The 17,682-nt window shown below is 58.5% G+C and carries 16 protein-coding genes; 4 read left to right on the top strand and 12 right to left on the bottom strand.

Annotation, left to right across the window (positions count from 1 at the left end; translation table 11 throughout):
* Window positions 1-19: 19 nt before the first annotated feature.
* The 9 genes from TRL7639_RS00915 to TRL7639_RS00875 all read right to left on the bottom strand — a co-directional run bounded on the left by TRL7639_RS00915 (window position 20) and on the right by TRL7639_RS00875 (window position 8,305).
* Entirely contained in the window at window positions 20-538 is a 519-nt protein-coding gene (locus tag TRL7639_RS00915; protein ID WP_085793939.1) for a hypothetical protein, read from the bottom strand.
* Window positions 539-664: 126 nt separating this feature from the next.
* Window positions 665-1,306 (bottom strand): DUF1523 family protein, encoded by a 642-nt coding sequence (locus tag TRL7639_RS00910; RefSeq protein WP_085793938.1) that lies wholly within the window; start codon window positions 1,304-1,306, stop codon window positions 665-667.
* A 12-nt stretch (window positions 1,307-1,318) separates the two neighbouring features.
* The gene (locus tag TRL7639_RS00905; RefSeq protein ID WP_085793937.1) at window positions 1,319-1,588 is read right to left on the bottom strand and encodes a hypothetical protein; all 270 of its coding nucleotides are present in this window, start codon (window positions 1,586-1,588) and stop codon (window positions 1,319-1,321) included.
* A 1-nt stretch (window position 1,589) separates the two neighbouring features.
* Complete coding sequence (locus tag TRL7639_RS00900; RefSeq protein ID WP_085793936.1) at window positions 1,590-2,933, bottom strand: DUF6638 family protein; 1,344 nt, start codon at window positions 2,931-2,933, stop codon at window positions 1,590-1,592.
* Window positions 2,934-3,061: 128 nt separating this feature from the next.
* Window positions 3,062-3,631 (bottom strand): hypothetical protein, encoded by a 570-nt coding sequence (locus TRL7639_RS00895; RefSeq protein ID WP_133057585.1) that lies wholly within the window; start codon window positions 3,629-3,631, stop codon window positions 3,062-3,064.
* Window positions 3,632-3,760: 129 nt separating this feature from the next.
* A complete protein-coding gene (locus TRL7639_RS00890) occupies window positions 3,761-5,698 on the bottom strand; it encodes an AAA family ATPase (RefSeq protein ID WP_085793934.1) in 1,938 nt (645 codons plus the stop codon).
* Window positions 5,699-5,752: 54 nt separating this feature from the next.
* Window positions 5,753-6,871 carry a hypothetical protein gene (locus TRL7639_RS00885; protein WP_085793933.1) on the bottom strand — a complete coding sequence of 373 codons (1,119 nt, stop codon included), beginning with the start codon at window positions 6,869-6,871 and terminating at the stop codon, window positions 5,753-5,755.
* Between the two features lies 1 nt (window position 6,872).
* Window positions 6,873-7,094, bottom strand: a complete 222-nt coding sequence (locus TRL7639_RS00880) for a hypothetical protein (protein ID WP_085793932.1) — start codon at window positions 7,092-7,094, stop codon at window positions 6,873-6,875.
* Between the two features lie 131 nt (window positions 7,095-7,225).
* The gene (locus TRL7639_RS00875; protein ID WP_085793931.1) at window positions 7,226-8,305 is read right to left on the bottom strand and encodes a coiled-coil domain-containing protein; all 1,080 of its coding nucleotides are present in this window, start codon (window positions 8,303-8,305) and stop codon (window positions 7,226-7,228) included.
* A 236-nt stretch (window positions 8,306-8,541) separates the two neighbouring features.
* Here TRL7639_RS00875 and TRL7639_RS00870 point away from each other — a divergent pair, with 236 nt between their 5' ends.
* Complete coding sequence (locus tag TRL7639_RS00870; protein WP_085793930.1) at window positions 8,542-9,357, top strand: cyclase family protein; 816 nt, start codon at window positions 8,542-8,544, stop codon at window positions 9,355-9,357.
* 224 nt (window positions 9,358-9,581) lie between these two features.
* Window positions 9,582-10,703 carry a serine/threonine protein kinase gene (locus tag TRL7639_RS00865; protein ID WP_085796194.1) on the top strand — a complete coding sequence of 374 codons (1,122 nt, stop codon included), beginning with the start codon at window positions 9,582-9,584 and terminating at the stop codon, window positions 10,701-10,703.
* Window positions 10,704-10,773: 70 nt separating this feature from the next.
* Here the strand turns inward: TRL7639_RS00865 and TRL7639_RS00860 are convergent, their stop codons facing one another.
* Window positions 10,774-11,694: an NAD-dependent epimerase/dehydratase family protein gene (locus tag TRL7639_RS00860; protein ID WP_085793929.1), complete on the bottom strand. Its 921-nt coding sequence runs from the start codon at window positions 11,692-11,694 to the stop codon at window positions 10,774-10,776.
* Window positions 11,695-11,869: 175 nt separating this feature from the next.
* Window positions 11,870-13,087, bottom strand: coding sequence for an aminopeptidase P family protein (locus tag TRL7639_RS00855; protein WP_085793928.1), 1,218 nt, complete (start codon window positions 13,085-13,087; stop codon window positions 11,870-11,872).
* Between the two features lie 273 nt (window positions 13,088-13,360).
* Between TRL7639_RS00855 and TRL7639_RS00850 the strand changes: the two genes are divergently transcribed.
* Window positions 13,361-14,836 (top strand): NAD-dependent succinate-semialdehyde dehydrogenase, encoded by a 1,476-nt coding sequence (locus tag TRL7639_RS00850; protein WP_085793927.1) that lies wholly within the window; start codon window positions 13,361-13,363, stop codon window positions 14,834-14,836.
* Here the strand turns inward: TRL7639_RS00850 and TRL7639_RS00845 are convergent.
* A complete protein-coding gene (locus TRL7639_RS00845; protein ID WP_165759715.1) occupies window positions 14,833-15,249 on the bottom strand; it encodes a globin domain-containing protein in 417 nt (138 codons plus the stop codon). The genes TRL7639_RS00850 and TRL7639_RS00845 overlap by 4 nt on opposite strands.
* 168 nt (window positions 15,250-15,417) lie before the next feature.
* On the opposite strand from TRL7639_RS00845, the gene TRL7639_RS00840 reads away from it, so the two are divergent.
* Entirely contained in the window at window positions 15,418-17,598 is a 2,181-nt protein-coding gene (locus TRL7639_RS00840; RefSeq protein WP_085793925.1) for an esterase-like activity of phytase family protein, read from the top strand.
* Window positions 17,599-17,682: the final 84 nt, after the last annotated feature.

Below are 17,682 nucleotides of genomic sequence, written 5' to 3'. Positions count from 1 at the left end.
GCGGCTAAAGTTTCCAACGTTACTTGAACGTCAGCACACCCTTGTAGTCCGCAATCAATGGTGTCTCGACACCTTCTGGGAAGTTGATCACAAAGGTGTCGGTCTGGATGTTCTGACCTTTGTAGGCCTTCATTTCATAGTTCTGCACCGCCTGACCAGTAACCGTGACAGTATCGCCGGTCTCTTCGGCGCCCAGGATCTTGTAGCTGCGATCCAATTCTTTGTAGTCCTTGAAGTACTCCAGGTACTCCTCGGGAATTTCGATATCCGCATAGGCCTGAACCTCTTCGCGGGTAAAGTTGAACACGTCATCGGGAAGCCCATAACCATATTTGGTCGTGTACTGGGCTGTGGCGTTTGGCATGAACATGTTGATCATCGGAGGGTAATTCTCTGCGATCAGGTTCGAATAAAAGCTGTCCACCAGCGCCTTTGCGTCCTCGACCTTATCAGCCAGGGCAACCTGCCCCGACGCAACCACTGCCACTGCAGCAGCAAAAATAGCACGTGTCGAATTGGTGAAATTGGTAGCGGTCATTATCGTTCTCCTAATTACTGTCATATATGACAGGAATTTGAACATAAGTGAGCGCTGCTGCGTTTCAACCACTTAACCCGCAAGAAAAAAGCGCCGCAGTTTCAGCGGCGCTTTTGGCTTTGTGTATCAGGCCTTCCAGCTGTCCAACCATCTGCGGAACCGGCCCCGCTTTTCGTCGATGGCATCGCCAGCGGCATAAAGGCTGTCCTCGACGCTTTCGACCATCGGATCGATCTTTGCAGCGCGGAACCTGCGCCAGCGCACGTAGATCGCCCAAAGGATCGCCGCCAGAACGGTCAGGAAGATGATGTTGAACCAGGGGATCGGGCTGTAATCCGGCCCATCCACCGGGGTGACTGAAATCGCGTTGGGAAAGATGGACAGAAACTCATTTCGCCAACCATAGTGCATCACTGACACCCATTCCGGGTTGTCCTTGGACGACACTTTGTCCGCCGCTTCGGTATACAGGTTCGCGGTGTCGAACTTGAAATAGAACGGCCAGCCCCAGCCCGTATCCTCGTTCCGATAGACGATCGGCCGCCCATTGGCGCGCACTGCCTGGATGAATTGCACATCCCGATTGATCAGGGTGGCAGATTGATCATCCGGCGTGGCCCAGAACATCCGGGTCCAATCGTTCAGCTCCTGACGCTCTTCATAGGTGTTGACGATGCGCACCGTGTCGTGCTGCGGCAGCGCATAATGCAGCGTGGCCCCGACAAAGCCCCAAAAGATCAGGATGATCGCCCATTTCACATAGCCCATGCTGTCAGGCCCTCACATAAAGTTCCGAATATAGATCAAGGCCACAATCGCGACCCATGGCACGATATAGACCCCAAGGATAAGTTTGCGGCGAAACGACTGGTCATAGCGTTTCAGCCCACGTTCGACAAAGGCATCCTTGTCGCCCTTCATCGCCTCTTTGCGTTCCCAATGCTCTGCCAGCTTCCGCTTGCGCACCGCGCGTGAATAAAACGACAACCCGACATAGGCAATCGTTTGCACCACAAACAGAACAACCAACAAGCGGAACAAGGCAATCATCTCAACGTCTCCTGACTGCGCCCCACGGACCGACCCGATCAATCAGATCGTCGCGACGCTCAGGTTCTGCGCCGCTCATGTCCGGCTCATGACCAAAGAGTGCCTCGCGTGCGCCTGCCTTGTCCACCTGATACTCCTGCGCCAGGAAATCAGCAACAAAGGCCTTCTTGACCTCGGGCCAGTGCGCATAGGTGCGGTAGAACAGCTCTTTGTGGCAGATGAACAGCTGGCGCACGTCCAACGGGCACAGTTCCGCCAGCAGCATGTTGACCAGATCGCGGTGCGGCGTGTCAGCCGCGCGCAGGGTGTAGAAATACGCCGGATGGTCCGAGCTGATGCGCGGCCAGCTGCCCCCGGACTTGGCCCAGGACATCAGCTGCGACAGCCCGTGATACACTTCCGGTAATTCATCCACATGCCGCCGCGCCAGCCGCCGCATGTCGCTCCGCCCCAGTTCGCTCAGGTCGATACCAGCGTTCGCTGCCGTGTCGATGGTGATGAAATCCATCTTTTGCTGCAGGATCGCCGCCGCATCCACTCCGCGCGCCTTGACGATGGGTTCGGCCAGATCGTTGTAATCCAGAAACTTGGCGATCCGGTTCCGGTCGCTCAGGTCAAAGACATATTTGATCGGCAGCGCGTCGTCGGGCTTTTCGCCGCTCACGATCACCGCCGGATGGTCCAGGTCGGTGAACAGATACATGCCACCAAAATGCGCCGTCCAGAACGCGCCCTGCTCAAACGTCCCCTGGCTCAGATGCACCGGGTTACGCGTCACATCGCCGGTCTGTTTCGCCGCCCCGATCATGTCGGCAATCAGCACATCATCGAACCAGGCGTCTTCCTCGGTTTTGAACCGCTCGACCATATTCGCCAACTGCGTCGCGGTCTTGAGCGTCCCACCCACGGTGTCGGCCTCAACCTCAACGCTTTTCAGGTCAAACAGATCCCGCGCCGATCGGATCTTGAAGACCGAGTTCACCAGCTCCCCCGCCACAGCATCCGTGGCCGTCAGGGCAAACAGCTGGCTTTCGTTATCCTCGATGAACTGGCGCAGAATATCCCGCGAGGTCGAGAATTTCACATTCAACAACGGCGCCCGCTTCTGCTCGGTCGTGAGCAGAATGAACTGCCGATTGACCCCATTGGGGTTAAGGTAGAGCGGATCCCCCAGCTCCTCCCCCACTTCCGGCGAAAACCCAGAGATATCGACGTGAAAGTCATTCAGCTGCGTGGCCTTGCCGCTCAGATGCTCAAGCGCACGGTTATAACGTTCGATCAGGGCCGGGCTGGAGATATGGACCAGATTTCCAAACATTAGGCCCTTCTCAATCAATCTCTTCATGAAACCTCCTGTCTGCCCCACCGGTAGCGGCGCGCCCGGCCCGAGGGCTGGTGCGGAACGCGCCCGCCCTGTGGGGCGGGTCGGGCGCGTCGCGGCTGCGCCGCGCAGTCCGTAATTCGACGCATCGCTCAAACCTTCCCTTTAAGAAAATCAACGATTGGCCGAAATGCCGTTTGAATCTCACGAGCGGCTTCGCAGGTTTTTTTGTAAGCTAAATCTTTCAAGAACTCATCAGCGGAATGAACACCAGAAATACGTTCCTGATTGGAAGCATAAGCAGTCTCGTCCGTAGCTAAAATCTTGCGCAGCAAGTTTCTCTCAGTCTGTTCTATTGGCTCAAACATGCGATAGATTTCGCTACCCCACCTCAGTTCTCCCTCAGCCAATATCTCTTCTACGGCCTTCAGGGGAACTTTGGTTTTTCCAAAGCGAAACCAATAAACAAAATAGTTTGGCCCCAAGTTTTCCTGTGGGCCATTCTCTAGTTGGCGCTCTTCAGGTGAAACGTCGGGATGAGTTATTTCCAAAAGCGACTTTCGGTATTGATAGATTGCCGCTGCCAAACGCTTGGCCAGATCCGACTCGCGCTCTTTTCTCCATGTCTCTAGGCCGCGGCACGCTGAGTAAGCACCCCACATCGCTGCTGAACCACCTAAGAGAGTTCCGATTGCGATAAGAACGTTCGGAGCTTCAGACATGGTCCACATTCTCTCTTCTTTCCCGATCCGTTTGAACTCCAATCACTCCCCAAGCCCCCTCCCCAAGGGGGGGAGGGAGGGGGCTGCGCGGCAGAGCCGCGCTGGTCTGCGGACACATTTGTTGTGTGTTCACCCCTTCCCCTCCAAATACCGCTTCTTCGCCTCTTCCTGACGGCCAAAGTCGCGGACCATGGCGTCAATCGCGACCTCGTCGCTCTTGTCGGCGTAGCGGAATTCGCTGTCGGCGTAGCGGTTGATCTCTTGCAGGACCATGTCCACCGTGATCGGCACGCGCAGCTCGGATATCATCGCCTTTTTGGTGTCGTAATCCTTGAACAGGAACAGCTCGGGGTTCTCCATCCACTCATCCGGCAGCTCAAAATCCATCGCGCGGACCTTGACCGCATCGGTGATGTTCTTGATCGCACGACCCGTGAACCGCTCATCCGCCTGTTGGATGCCCTTGAGGTAGGTGCCCAGCTTAGCAATCGTATCCAGCGTGCCGATCTGGTTCGACACCCGGTCGAACACATCCAACAGCCCCGCTTCATGGGGCCGATTGTGCCCCTCAAAACTCGCCGCCACTGCGCGTTTTATTTCCTGCGCCGCCATCAGGTCGTGATCACCCAGAGGGATGTCGTGGTTCTTGCCCATCAGCAGCGACAGGATGTCGATGTAATCCTCGCGGCTTTGCGGCCCATCCACAAGGAACCGCGCCCCCGCCCGCTGGCGCAGGGCGTCGTCGACATTCTCGGGGTAGTTCGAAAACATGCCGAATGTGCAGTTGCCCCGCACAACCGTATTGGCGCCCGCAAAGCTTTCCATCAGCACTGCGGTGATTTCCAGCTGCCCGGCGGAGGACTGCCGGTCGCCCCGCTTGCCCGCCAGTTGGTCAATGTCGTCGATGGTGCCAAAGCCAATCACCGACGGGTCGATGATCGTGTTGATGAATGCCTTGGCGTTCTGGCCAGATTTGCCCTGATAGCTGTCGATGTTGTCGGTCGACAGGTTCTGGTAGCGGAACGGATAGCCCGCGACCTGACAATAGTCGTTCAGCAGCCCCGCCATCATCTGGATCAGCGTCGTCTTGCCCGTCCCCGGCTTGCCGTCGCCCATAAAGGTAAAGATGAACCCACCAAGCTCGGCAAAGGGGTTGAGGCGGCGGTCAAAGTCATAGGCCATCAACATCTTGGCCAGCCGCAGCGCCTGATACTTGGCGATATGGTTGCCCACCACCTCGGTCGGCTTTTTGAAGGTCATCGTCAGCGTGGTGGATTTCGCCTTGGAGGCCGGTTCAAACCCCCGCAGGGTCAGGTCATCCGCCTCGACATGCCACGCGCTGCCCGCGAACCCCGCCAGATGCTGCGCCGATTGCGCCCGCTGCGCGGCCTTCTCCATCAACGCTTCGGCATAGGCGCTGACCGCAGCCACCAAGTGTGCGTCATCGGGCGCTTTGGTCGCAAGCACCTGATCCAGTTCCCACAACGCGCCGTGCAAGGCAATCTGACCATTGTCGGTCAACAGCTCCTCCACCTCACCCACGTCCACGGTGGTCTCGGTCAGATGCGACGACATCAGATAGGCCAGCGCATTGCCCAGAACATGGGCCGAAATCAGCGCCTCGGCCGTCAGCAGTTCCGAAAACTCCGCCTTGCGCGCAGGCGGCAGATCCCCCGCCAGATTGGCCCGTTTCAGATCGCCCAGCGCGGTTTGATCGGAATACACCTCACCCATCGCCAGCGAGATCGCCACCGCCCGCCGCAACCCGTGCTGCACCGTCGCTTGTAGCGGAGAGGTCAACGCGTCCCCATCATCCGCCGCCTCGATCCGGTCAATCAGATGCACCCCATCGGCCTGCACCGTGCGGCGCGTCACCAACCCCGGCGTGGTGGATCGAAACCGCCGCCGCGCGCCAACGCCGGGGCTGCGTTCGGGTGCGGTGCTTTCCGCGACGGGTTTGGCGATCCGGGGCGCATGATCGAACCCCTCAAGCAGCGCGGTCGCTGCGGTGTAATGCTTGCGAATATCCTCTTCGCGCAATTCCATCTGGTCAGACGTCAAACTCATTTCACCAACCCACTTTTCTTCTCGTTCAAAATACGGCCGCCGGAGGCATTAAATTCAGTAACGCAACACCTGCCCCGACCTGCTCACGACAAACTTGCGCACATCGCCAAAGCCGGGCGGATCCTGCTCGGCCAGCACCTGAAACGGGCGCTGCGGCAGGATGATCGAGCGTTGTGTATGCGTCGCCCCGGTTTCGGCCCCGCGCCCGCCAAATGGATCAAGCGCAAAGACCTCGCGTTCGACGGTGGAAAACCAGCCGGCGCGCTCTTCGACCACATCCTCGCTTTCCAGCTCTTCGGTGGTCCAGGCCAACGCCCAATCCTGCCCCTCGGGCGCGCCCGCATCCTCAAGCACCTGGCGCAAGGGCCCCGATTGCTCGGTATAGGCCGAGGAATACATCGGCCCCACGTGGAACCGTTTCAGCCGCTTGGGGTGCAGGTCGTCGAAATCCTGATCGAAGCCTTTGGCGATGGTCACCAGCTTCAGCCCGCCCAAACTTTGCGCCATCAGATGAGCCTGCACCTCAGGCCAGCGGCGTTCGTCTTTGGGCAGGGCGGTCTTGCCGCTGTCCTCAACCTCCATCAGGTAGATCACCGGCAGGTTGATCTGGCTGTCATAGACTGCCCAGTGGAGCATAAACTTGCGCCGGTCCCCCGTGTTGCCAATCCAAATGCTTTCCGGGTCATTGCGCGCCCAGAACAGCTCTCCCTTCATCAGCTCTTCGTAATAGAGCCGCTGAGACAGCGCGAATTGCAGCCGCGTGGGCACCTGTTGCTCGCCAATGATCTGGCGCACCATGTCATGCTTCAACTGCGCCTCGGACGGCATGTTCTCCAGATGCCTCTGCGCCTGTTGCGCGTCGTTAGCCATGGTCATCAGCTCGGCCGCCACCGGAAAACCGCTGTCGCGCCGGTCCATTGCCAAAGAGCCGAAAAACCGCCCCGTATCGCGCCCAACCAGCAGATACTTCATGCTGAGCGCGCGAAAGGTGTAGAGCAACCCTGACAGATAGCGCGAGACGATCTTGACCTCTTCTTTCGAGATCGCCCCCTCGGCCTGCATATTCGCGGCCACGCGCAGCAGGTGCACGGTGATCACCTCGAACTTGCGGAAGTACCGGCGCGAAGCAAAGGTGTCGGTCAGGCCGACGTGGTCATGGGCTGGGTCGGTCACTTCACTTTCTCCAATCCAAATCCCGTTCCAGCCAAGCATCCAACCGAGCCGCAGTCAGTGCCAACGCAGGGAACCAATACCCCAGCGTGACCAGAACGTTAGTGCCCCACTTAAGAAGGAACATCACGACAAAGCTGCCCCCGAGGGCATAAAATCCAATGCTGGCAAGCCAGGCGCGCTCCAAGGAAATACCGGTAATCAACAGCAAAACGAGCAGTATCATGGCTAGAAACAACCGGACCTCCAATTTGTGCCAACGCGGCCTGAAACTTGGGTCCAGCTCTCTGATACTCTTAACGTGTGTTGGTCGGCCAACGCGCACGGAACTGCGCGGCCTGTCTCCCCACAATCGCATCACCCACCATACAAGTTCTTGTCGTGCTTCTCGACGATCGAGGCGAAGCGGCGGGCGAAACGCTCGTCCGCCTTGGCCTTTTTCTCCAGCACGTCGCGGGCAAAGACCATATGGTCCTCATGCGCTTCCAACATGTCGGCCATCTTCTGGTTGGTCGCGGTGCCGATGGCGGCCATGGCGGTCTGCGCCTCTTGGTCGGTCTGAACACCGATCTCGTTGATCCGGTGTGCCACGTCCTGCTGCTGCGCCGTCTTCAACGATTTGGTCAGCGCATCGTAAAGAACCACACGCTGCTGCGTGTCTGTCTGCAGCTTGTTGATCAGCACCATCTGCGTCGCCGCCTGGTTCTGCAGTGAATCGACCCAGGATTTACCCTTTTCGATGTAACGCTCCAACGTCTGGCTTTTGGCCAGCTTCACCTGCTCGTCCTGCACCAACGCGTTATAGGTCTTGTTCAGATCGGCCAGCTCGGTTTCCAGCTTGGTCCGCGCGGCGGCGTCCTGTTCGACGCTGATCTTGTTTTCCAACTCGATGATCTTGGGATCCATGCCCAGGATCTCGGCCCGCACGCTTTCCAGTTCCTGCACCGTGAATTCGCGGTCATCCAGCGTCGAGGTCAGGTTGGTTTCCACCTTCTCGCGCTGTTCTTCGAGCACGCCCAACTGCCCCTGCAACAGCTGCACGATCACATCGGATTTCGCGATCAGATCCTGCAGCTTGTCGTCGATATTGGCCGTGCGCATCCGCTCTTGCCGCATCGATTCCGATTTGGCCTTGGCAAAGATGCCGACAAAGCTTTCCCAACCGGTTTTCGAGCGCATTTCGTCGAAATCCTTGGAAAAGGCCGATGTCACGTCGTCCAGCCCCATGATCAACTCGGCGATGTTGGAATTCATCACCTCGGTGTGGGCGTGGACGTCTTCCAGAGTGGCATTTTCGATGTCAATGTCCGCCTCGGCCGTGCCGATTTTGTCGCGCGCGGCCTCGATCCGGCTGGTCAGCCCTTCGATCTGCGACTGGCTTTCGCGCACGCGCCGCTGGGTTTCCTGGATCATCGTTTCAAATTCACTATTCGACATCCCGCTCTATCCCTTTTTGTTTGTATACAATTGCATATAGGGGATGTTACAATGATTTACATCCCCCGCGAGTCTGAGTTTGGTGAAAGTCTCGCAAAGCGGGATCGGAATTGAAAGGGGAATGCGCACCCAATCAGGATGGGGATCAACCTGACAAACGCGTGTACGGACATCGATCCTGCCATATCCATGCTAGGATAATCCGCATTGACCCATCCACAGCAGGAGAAAGTGCAATGTGTGACATCTGTGTAATGAATGCCGTGAAAGACCGAATGCTGAGCCGACGTTCGCTGTTCAAAGGGGCAGCACTGGCTGGCGCAGCGGCAACACTTGGCAGCGCCACGACCTCTCCTGCATTGGCACAGGGTCACGGTGGCGCCGAAGACATGACCCACACCGTCAGCCCTGAATTTCCGACCTATTTCGGTGCGCCGGGAATCTCGTCCGAGCAACCCTTCAACTTTGCCGAAAACGGCTTCAACCTGCTGAATCTGCAGATCAATGAACACACAGGAACCCATATCGACGCGCCGCTGCACTTTTCGGCCGATGGGGCCTCGGTTGACGAAATCCCGGTCAGCCAACTGGTCGCGCCGCTCTGCGTCATCGACATCGCGGCAAAGGCAGCAGAAAACGCGGACGCGCAGGTTACACCCGACGACATCAAGGCGTGGATCGCTGCCCACGGGGATATCCCCGCCAATGCCTGCGTTGCGATGCATTCAGGCTGGGGTGGCAAAACCGCAACCGACGCCTATCGCGGATTTGACGGGCAGGCGATGCATTTTCCGGGCTTCCATGTCGAGGCTGCGCAAATGTTGATGGAAGATACGGCAGCCGCATCCATCGCCGTGGACACCCTGTCATTGGATCATGGTCCCTCTGCCGATTTTGCGGTGCATTATGCCTGGTTGCCAACAGGTCGGTTCGGCATCGAAAACATTGCCAACCTCGACAAAGTGCCCGCCAGCGGCGCGACCTTGGTTATTGGCGCACCCAAACACAAGGGCGGCACCGGAGGGCCTGCGCGCATTCTGGCGCTGGTCTGACATTCAAACCACGCGCGCATGCGACGGTTGCGCGCGGGCAGGGCGTGTGTATTGAACAGTCTTCCCCGCGCGCAGCGGCAGTGCTATATCGCCACAGGGCTCATCGGCGATGGCGTCGCCAGAGAGGTTCTCTCGCCCTGCACCCACGCTCCTGTACGCCGGGACTTTCAATCGGGAGATTGAGGGCCCCGCCTGATGCCTCCCCCAAAAAGATGGAGGCACCCATGGCTTGGTCGCCTGATAAAACTGAAGTCAAAAGCTGGAATGAATGGGACACGTTGCGCCATGTGATCGTGGGCCGTGCCGATGACTGCCACATCCCCCCCGAAGAGCCCGCGCTGGACGCCAAAGTGCCCGAAGACAGCGACATGCGCGGCCAATGGGGCCGCCGCCCGCAGGAAACGATTGATCGCGCCAACGAACTGCTGGACAATTTTGCCGATCAGCTGCGCAAGCGTGGTGTCCGCGTCGATCGCCCGGTGTCCATCGACCATTCGCAGCCCGTGACAACCCCGGATTTCCACACCGACAGTCAATTCGGCTGCATGCCGCCGCGCGACGTGCTGCTGACTGTGGGGCACGAGATGCTTGAAGCGACGATGTCTTATCGCTGCCGCTGGTTCGAATACCTGAACTATCGCCCGCTGCTGAAGCAATACTGGGAGGAAGACCCGAACTTCCGTCACGAGGCCGCGCCAAAACCGCGTCTGACTGATGCGGATTATCACCCGGACTATCTGAGCGAAAAGATCGGCGACGCGAAACGTCTGGAGTGGGCCGCTGAGAAGTTCTTTGTCACCACCGAAGAAGAGCCCTTGTTCGACGCCGCCGACGTGCTGCGGTTCGGCAAGGACCTGGTGGTGCAGCATGGCTTCACCACCAATCTCAAGGGCATCGAGTGGCTGCGCCGTCATTTCCCCGATCACCGCGTGCACACGGTGAACTTCCCCGGCGACCCTTACCCGATCCACATCGACGCAACATTCACGCCGCTGCGCCCGGGCCTGATCCTGAACAACCCACAGCGTCGCCTGCCCGAAGATCAGCGCGGCATGTTCGAAAAGAACGGTTGGGAGATTGTGGATGCTGCACAGCCGGCGCACAACACTCCGCCGCCGCTCTGCTATTCGTCGACCTGGCTGTCGATGAATGTACTGGTGTTGGACCCCAAAACCGTCTGTGTGGAAAAGTCCGAGGTCTATCAAGCCGAGCAAATGGACAAGCTTGGCATGGAAGTGGTCGAGGTCGACCTGCGCGACGCCTATGCATTTGGCGGCGGGTTGCATTGCTGCACCGCAGATGTCTATCGCGATGGGGAGTGCGAGGACTACTTCCCGAACCAGTGATCCGGACGAAACCATGCCAGAATATGAAAACCCCGCCAAATTGGCGGGGTTTTTTCATTGGCGCAGTTGCTCACGTATTCAGAATACGCTTCTCACCATCTGTAGTGGCCGATGCCTCAACCAACGCATCCCGGTCATAGCTCAGAAATGTATTTTCGATCCCCTGATTAAAGCTGAATGTGAAATCCCATCTGAAATCGCGGACAAACCTGCTTACATCCAAGGCGCAAGGGTAATCGCGGAAGGGAAAGAACTGTCTTGCCGCAATGCCCACCGCATGGTTCCTGGCATGAATGATGCTCACGCCTTCGCCAGATGCAGCAGCGACCTTACGAACCCAGGTTTCAGCGTTCATCGTTTCCGGCTCGGCCACGTTGTAGATTGCCTTCTGGCCAAAATTCGTCTCGGCAAAACGCACAATGATGCGGGCCAAATCTTGCACGTGAAGAAATTGCAGCTGCGCGGACCCATCGCCCGGCACAATCACAGGTCGCCCACTCAGCACACGCGACCAGACAAAGGTTTCGCGATCATTCGCATTGTTCGGGCCATACAGATACGGTGGCCGCAAAATCGCAATAGGGCATTCTGTGCGCTTGGTCAGAAACTCATCCACCTCAGATTTATCAGCGCCATATTCGCCCCAAACCTCGGCCCCGCCCAATTGGTCATCTTCCGTCGGCAGATGAGGCGTCTCACGATAGACGGCAGCGCTGCTTAGGTGAATCCACCGCCCAGCAGAGGGGCCAAACGCCGAAAACGCGATCTCAACCTGCTGCTTCGTGTATCCACTGGTGTCGACAACCACATCATACGCAGCCTGATGCAGACCAACCGCTGCAGGGTCATCGCGATCCGCAACAAGTTGGGTGACAACCTCTATCCGCTGATTGCCCCGATTCAAAACCGATACGTCATGGCCTGAATTCAGCAGCGCCGGAATAAGCGCCCGACCAACAAACCCTGAACCACCAATAACCAGTACTTTCATCAATACGTTCCTAAAGGTCCAAAAGAATAGCCGCAGCGATAACCGCACAACCCTAACGGGTCAAACGTCTTCTTCAGGAAGCCCTAGGAAACAGGGCATAGCGGGGTGAGATCTGCTCAAACCCCAAAAATGGATCGGGCCGCACCCAATGATGCGGCCCTCCTGATTGACCGCCTTACCCAACCACGTTGAATTCAGGCCCATAGGGGTAGCCAGTGATGTTCTCGTTGCCGTCTTCGGTGATCACCAGGATATCATGCTCGCGGTAACCACCGGCACCTGGCTCTCCATCCGCGATGGTCAGCATCGGTTCCATCGAGATGACCATCCCCGGCTCCAGCACCGTGTCGATGTCTTCGCGCAACTCCAGCCCGGCTTCGCGGCCATAGAAATGCGACAACACGCCAAATGAATGGCCATAGCCAAACGTGCGGTATTGCAGCAGATCGCGCTCTTGGAAGAATTCGTTGATCTTATGCGTGACGTCCGCACAGCTGACCCCCGGTTTCAGCAGCGACATACCGTATTCATGCGCGGCCACGTTCGCCTCCCAGATCTTGAGCGAGGCGGGATCAACCTCTTGGACAAACATCGTCCGTTCCAGCGCGGTGTAATAGGCGCTGATCATCGGGAAGGTGTTGAGGGACAGGATGTCACCACGCTCCAGAACGCGGCCCGTCACCGGGTTGTGTGCGCCGTCGGTGTTGATGCCGGATTGGAACCAGACCCAGGTGTCACGGTATTCCGCGTCCGGAAACCGCTTGGCGATCTCCTGCTCCATCGCATCACGACCAGCCATCGCCACATCGATCTCGCGCACGCCAGCCTTGACCGCATCGCGGATAGCGTAGCCGCCCACGTCAGCCACATTGGCACCATGCCGGATCAGAGCAATCTCGGCAGGCGATTTATGCATCCGCTGACGCATGGTCGTCTCGAACAGATCAACCATGGTGATCGGTTTCAGAAAATCTTCCATCTTGTCGCGCTGCATCAGCGTCAGGTGATCGCCCTCGTACCCGATCACCTGCCCCTCGCCGGTCACCGACAGAATCGCCCGCCAGTAATTGTCACGCTGCCAGTCGGTGTAAGTGATGTTGTCACCATATGAGCGGCGCCAGGGCTGGCCCGCATCAATGCCCGCACTGATGGTGACGCATTCGGTCTCGGTCACGACCAACGCGTAAGGACGGCCAAAGGCGCAGTACAGAAAGCCGGAATAATACGCGATATTGTGCATCGAGGTGAACACGGCTGCCGAGGCTCCCGCGGCTTCCATCCGTTCGCGCAGCTCGGCAAGACGCGCCTCATACTCGCTGTCGTCAAACGGCAGCGGTGCCTTTACCCCGTTGTGATAACGGTAGAAATCCGGACGCGGTGTGGTGATGGTCATTCGTGTGACCCTCCTTTTCAGAAAGGTCCTGGCGTTCAGGACAGAACATGGGCGCATGCATGCTGCATGAGGCGACGCCATCGCCAGAGCCCGCGCGCACATTGACGAGAACCCACGAGTCGTGCAACCCCTTTCGTGACACGATCTGAAAGGTGCTTGAGTGAACGTTCACTTTACTCTGGACTGCTCATCCTTTATGGCTTGGCACTAGACAAACCCACCCGCAGATGCATTGTGTGCACACAAACGACTTTATGAGCCGGAGGCCAACCCATGCTGGACGCAACAACCGATCTGAAATCGCTGCTCAAGGACCCCGAGCTCTTGGCGACCAAAGCCTATATTGGCGGTCAGTGGGTCGATGGCGATAACGGCACCTTTGCCGTGACCAATCCCGCCCGCGGTGACGTGATCGCCGAGGTCGCGGACCTGAGCCGCGCACAGGTAGCCGGTGCCATCGCACAGGCCGAAGCCGCCCAGAAAGAATGGGCCGCAATGACCGGCAAGGAACGCGCCGTGATCATGCGCCGCTGGTTCGACCTGATGATGGCGAACGCGCAGGATCTGGGCACCATCCTGACCGCCGAACAGGGCAAACCCCTTGCCGAAGCCGTGGGCGAAATCGGATATGGCGCGTCTTTCATCGAATTCTTCGGCGAAGAAGCCAAGCGCATCTATGGCGAGACGATCCCGGGCCACCAGCGTGACAAGCGCATCACCGTACTTAAACAGCCCATCGGCGTTGCCGCCTCGATCACACCTTGGAACTTCCCCAACGCGATGATCACCCGCAAGGCCGCACCTGCGCTGGCCGCTGGCTGCGCGTTTGTGGCACGCCCCGCCAAGGAAACCCCGCTTTCGGCCATCGTCATGGGCGTTCTGGCCGAGCGTGCAGGCATCCCCGCAGGCGTCTTCAACGTTGTGCCGTCGTCGTCGTCCTCGGAGATCGGCAAGGAATTTTGCGAAAACCCCGGCATCCGCAAGCTGACCTTCACCGGTTCGACCGAAGTGGGTCGCATCCTAATGAAGCAGGCCGCCGATCAGGTCATGAAATGCTCGATGGAACTGGGCGGCAATGCGCCGTTCATCGTATTCGACGATGCCGACCTGGACGCCGCCGTCGAAGGCGCGATGATGTGCAAATTCCGCAACAACGGACAGACTTGTGTCTGTGCCAACCGCATCTATGTGCAGGCGGGAGTCTATGACGAATTCGCCGCCAAACTGAAGGCCGCTGTCGAGGCGCTGCAAATCGGTGATGGCCTGGCCAATGGCACCACCACTGGCCCGCTGATCAACGCCGAGGCCGTCGCCAAGGTCGAAGAGCATATCAAGGACGTCACCGACAAAGGCGGCGCAGTCCTGAGCGGCGGCCTGCCACACGATCTGGGCGGCACCTTCTTCCAGCCCACCATCGTCACGGGCGTGACTCAGGACATGATGGTTGCCCAGGATGAAACCTTTGGCCCGCTGGCCCCGCTCTTCAAGTTCGAGAACGAAGATGACGTCATCGCCATGGCCAACGACACCATCTTTGGTCTGGCGTCGTATTTCTATGCCAAGGACCTGAGCCGCGTGTACAAAGTCGCTGAGGCGCTGGAATATGGCATCGTTGGCGTGAACACCGGCATCATCTCGACCGAGGTTGCACCGTTTGGCGGCATCAAGCAGTCGGGCCTGGGCCGCGAAGGCAGCCACCACGGCATCGAGGACTATCTGGAGATGAAATACATCTGCATGTCGGTCTAATCGGCGTTTTTGGCAGGGCGCGTGACCATCATCGACGTTAGTTTGATGATGGCGCGGGTCCAGGCCGCTTCTTCTTCGGGGGTCAATTTCCCCTCCATCACCTCATGCAACGCGGCCACAAGCGATTGGGCCGCGTTTTGCATATGCGCCTCACTTAGATGAAATCGCGCATGGTTGCTGGCCAGAATCTTGGCCAGTTGCTCAAATGACTCGTAATTCGAAAGGCTGCGCACAGTCGACGCAAGCATGGTCGTGAACATCTCTTTCTGCTTGATGAAATCACCTTGAAACAACGACTCGACTTCAGGGATCCGGGCAAACAGATGCTTATAGAAATGATCCGTCAATTCGGCTTTCCGCGCGAAGATGCGGGCAAAACTGGCTTGAACCAAAGCGATATCAGAGCTGTCCATTGAACTGGGCCTTCTGCTGGGCGGAGCCGCAGTATCCCGACGAACGATTAACGATCGGTTTCCGTGAGACGAACTCATTCTCACAAATCTGATTCAAAACTGTCGCACAGCCTTCAACTTTGACGGTCATCCCCCATTCATCTGACAAATGAATTGAGGATTCCTGGCATGACCGCACGTCTGATGTGTCTGACCTCCGCCCTCGCCCTAACCGCCGGTTCGGCGCTGGCCGAGATGAATTTCAACCGGATTGCGACTTTCCCAGTGGTCCAGAACATAGACGAAGGTCAGGACAACAGCCGCGAAACCTCGCCCGAGATCATCGCCGCCACGGCCGATGGCATGACGCTGGTCTACACCGACAGCCCCTTGGGCGGCATCGGCCTGATCGACATCACCGACCCCGCCAACCCCGCGCCCCTGGGCAACCTGGACCTGGGCGGCGAGCCGACATCCGTGGCCGTGATTGGCCAAACCGCCTTTGTCGGCGTCAACACGTCCGAAAGCTACACCGCGCCTTCGGGTAAACTGGTCTCCATCGACTTGACCAGCAAAAGCCAGATCGCCGCCTGTGATCTGGGTGGCCAGCCCGACAGCATCGCCGCCGCGCCAGATGGCAGCTTTATCTCGGTCGCCATCGAAAACGAACGCGACGAGGACCTGAATGACGGAATCATCCCGCAATTGCCCGCAGGCAACCTAGCGATGGTTCCGCTGACAGATGGCGATTTGGACTGCGCAGGTATGAAGCTGGTCGACCTGACTGGATTGGCCGAAGTTGCCTCTACCGACCCGGAACCCGAATTCGTCGACATCAACGCCCTGGGCGAAACCGTCATCACCCTGCAGGAAAACAACCACATCGCCGTGGTAGGCAAAGATGGCACAGTGATCAGCCATTTCTCGGCCGGGGCTGTTGACCTGACCGGTATCGACGCCACGGATGAGCGCGGCGCGCTGATTTTCACCGAGAGCCAACAGGGCCGGTTGCGCGAACCCGACGCGGTGAAATGGATCGACGATCAGCATTTCGCCACCGCCAACGAAGGCGACTATCAGGGCGGCTCGCGCGGCTGGACGATCTTTGCCAAGGACGGCACGGTCGTCTACGACAGCGGCACTTCGTTCGAACACGCGATCATTGAAATCGGCCACTACCCCGACAAACGCTCGGACAGCAAAGGGGTGGAGCCTGAAAGCGTGACCGCCGCAACCTTCGGCGATACACCGATGATCTTTGTGGGGGCCGAGCGCGCCTCCATCGTGGGCGTCTATGATGCCACCGACCCCACCAATCCCGTTCTGAAACAGCTGCTGCCGTCAGGTGTCGGCCCCGAGGGCTACGTCGCCATCCCCGAGCGCGGCCTGCTGGTTTCAGCCAACGAAAAGGACCTGATCGAGGACAAAGGCCCCCGCGCCCATGTCTCGATCTTTGAGTACCAGAACGCACCGGCCAACTATCCGCATCTGACGTCCGCCGGAGCAAACGAGCTGATCGGTTGGGGTGCCCTGTCTGGTCTGGTCGCGGATCAGGACGGCATGATCTATGCGGTCAACGACAGCTTCTACGGCTTCCAGCCCTCGATTTTCAAGATCGACCCCAGCCAGTCCCCCGCCCGCATTGTCGACGTGATCCGCATCACCCGCAACGGCATGCCTGCGCAGAAACTCGACCTCGAAGGGATCACCCTGGACGGCAAGGGCGGCTTCTACGTCGCTTCTGAGGGGCGCACCGACCGCGTCATCCTTCATGCGATCTATCACGTGCAGGCAGACGGTTCGATCAAGGCCAAGAAGGGCGAGATCGGCCTTCCACCCGAGTTGATGGCGGTAGAGAAACGCTTTGGGTTCGAAGGCATCACCAAAGTCGGCGACACCCTGTGGATGGCCGTGCAGCGGGAATGGAAAGACGACCCGGCCCACCATGTGAAACTGGTGGCCTACAATCTGGAAACCCAGGAATGGGGCGCTGTGCACTACCCCAAGGCCGCGCCGGACACCGGTTGGGTCGGCCTGTCGGAAATCGTGACACACGGCGAGCATGTCTATGTCATCGAGCGCGACAACCAGCATGACCATCGCGCCGTCACCAAAAAAGTCTATCGCATCCCACTGACCGAAATGGTCCCCGCGCCCCTCGGCGGCACGCTGCCTGTGGTCAGCAAAGAGCTTGTCCGCGACCTGATCCCCGACCTGACATCAACCGGCGGCTATGTCCTGGACAAGGTCGAAGGCCTGGCCATTCTGCCCTCAGGTCAGGGCTGGATCATCACCGACAACGACGGGGTCGACGACGCCTCGGGCGAGACGATGTTCTTCACCATCGGTAACGTCTCGACCGGCAGCTGATCCCGCAAAGCGTGAAAAAGGGCGTCAGGCTTTCCCCGCTTGACGCCCTTTTTGCCCACGCCTACACAGGCCGCTTTCCAGTTT

This window comes from Falsiruegeria litorea R37 (genome assembly GCF_900172225.1).
In the GTDB taxonomy this organism is placed as follows: domain Bacteria; phylum Pseudomonadota; class Alphaproteobacteria; order Rhodobacterales; family Rhodobacteraceae; genus Falsiruegeria; species Falsiruegeria litorea.
The sequence above is the reverse complement of the archived record's forward strand: the minus strand, read 5'-3'. Positions and strand labels throughout refer to the sequence as shown.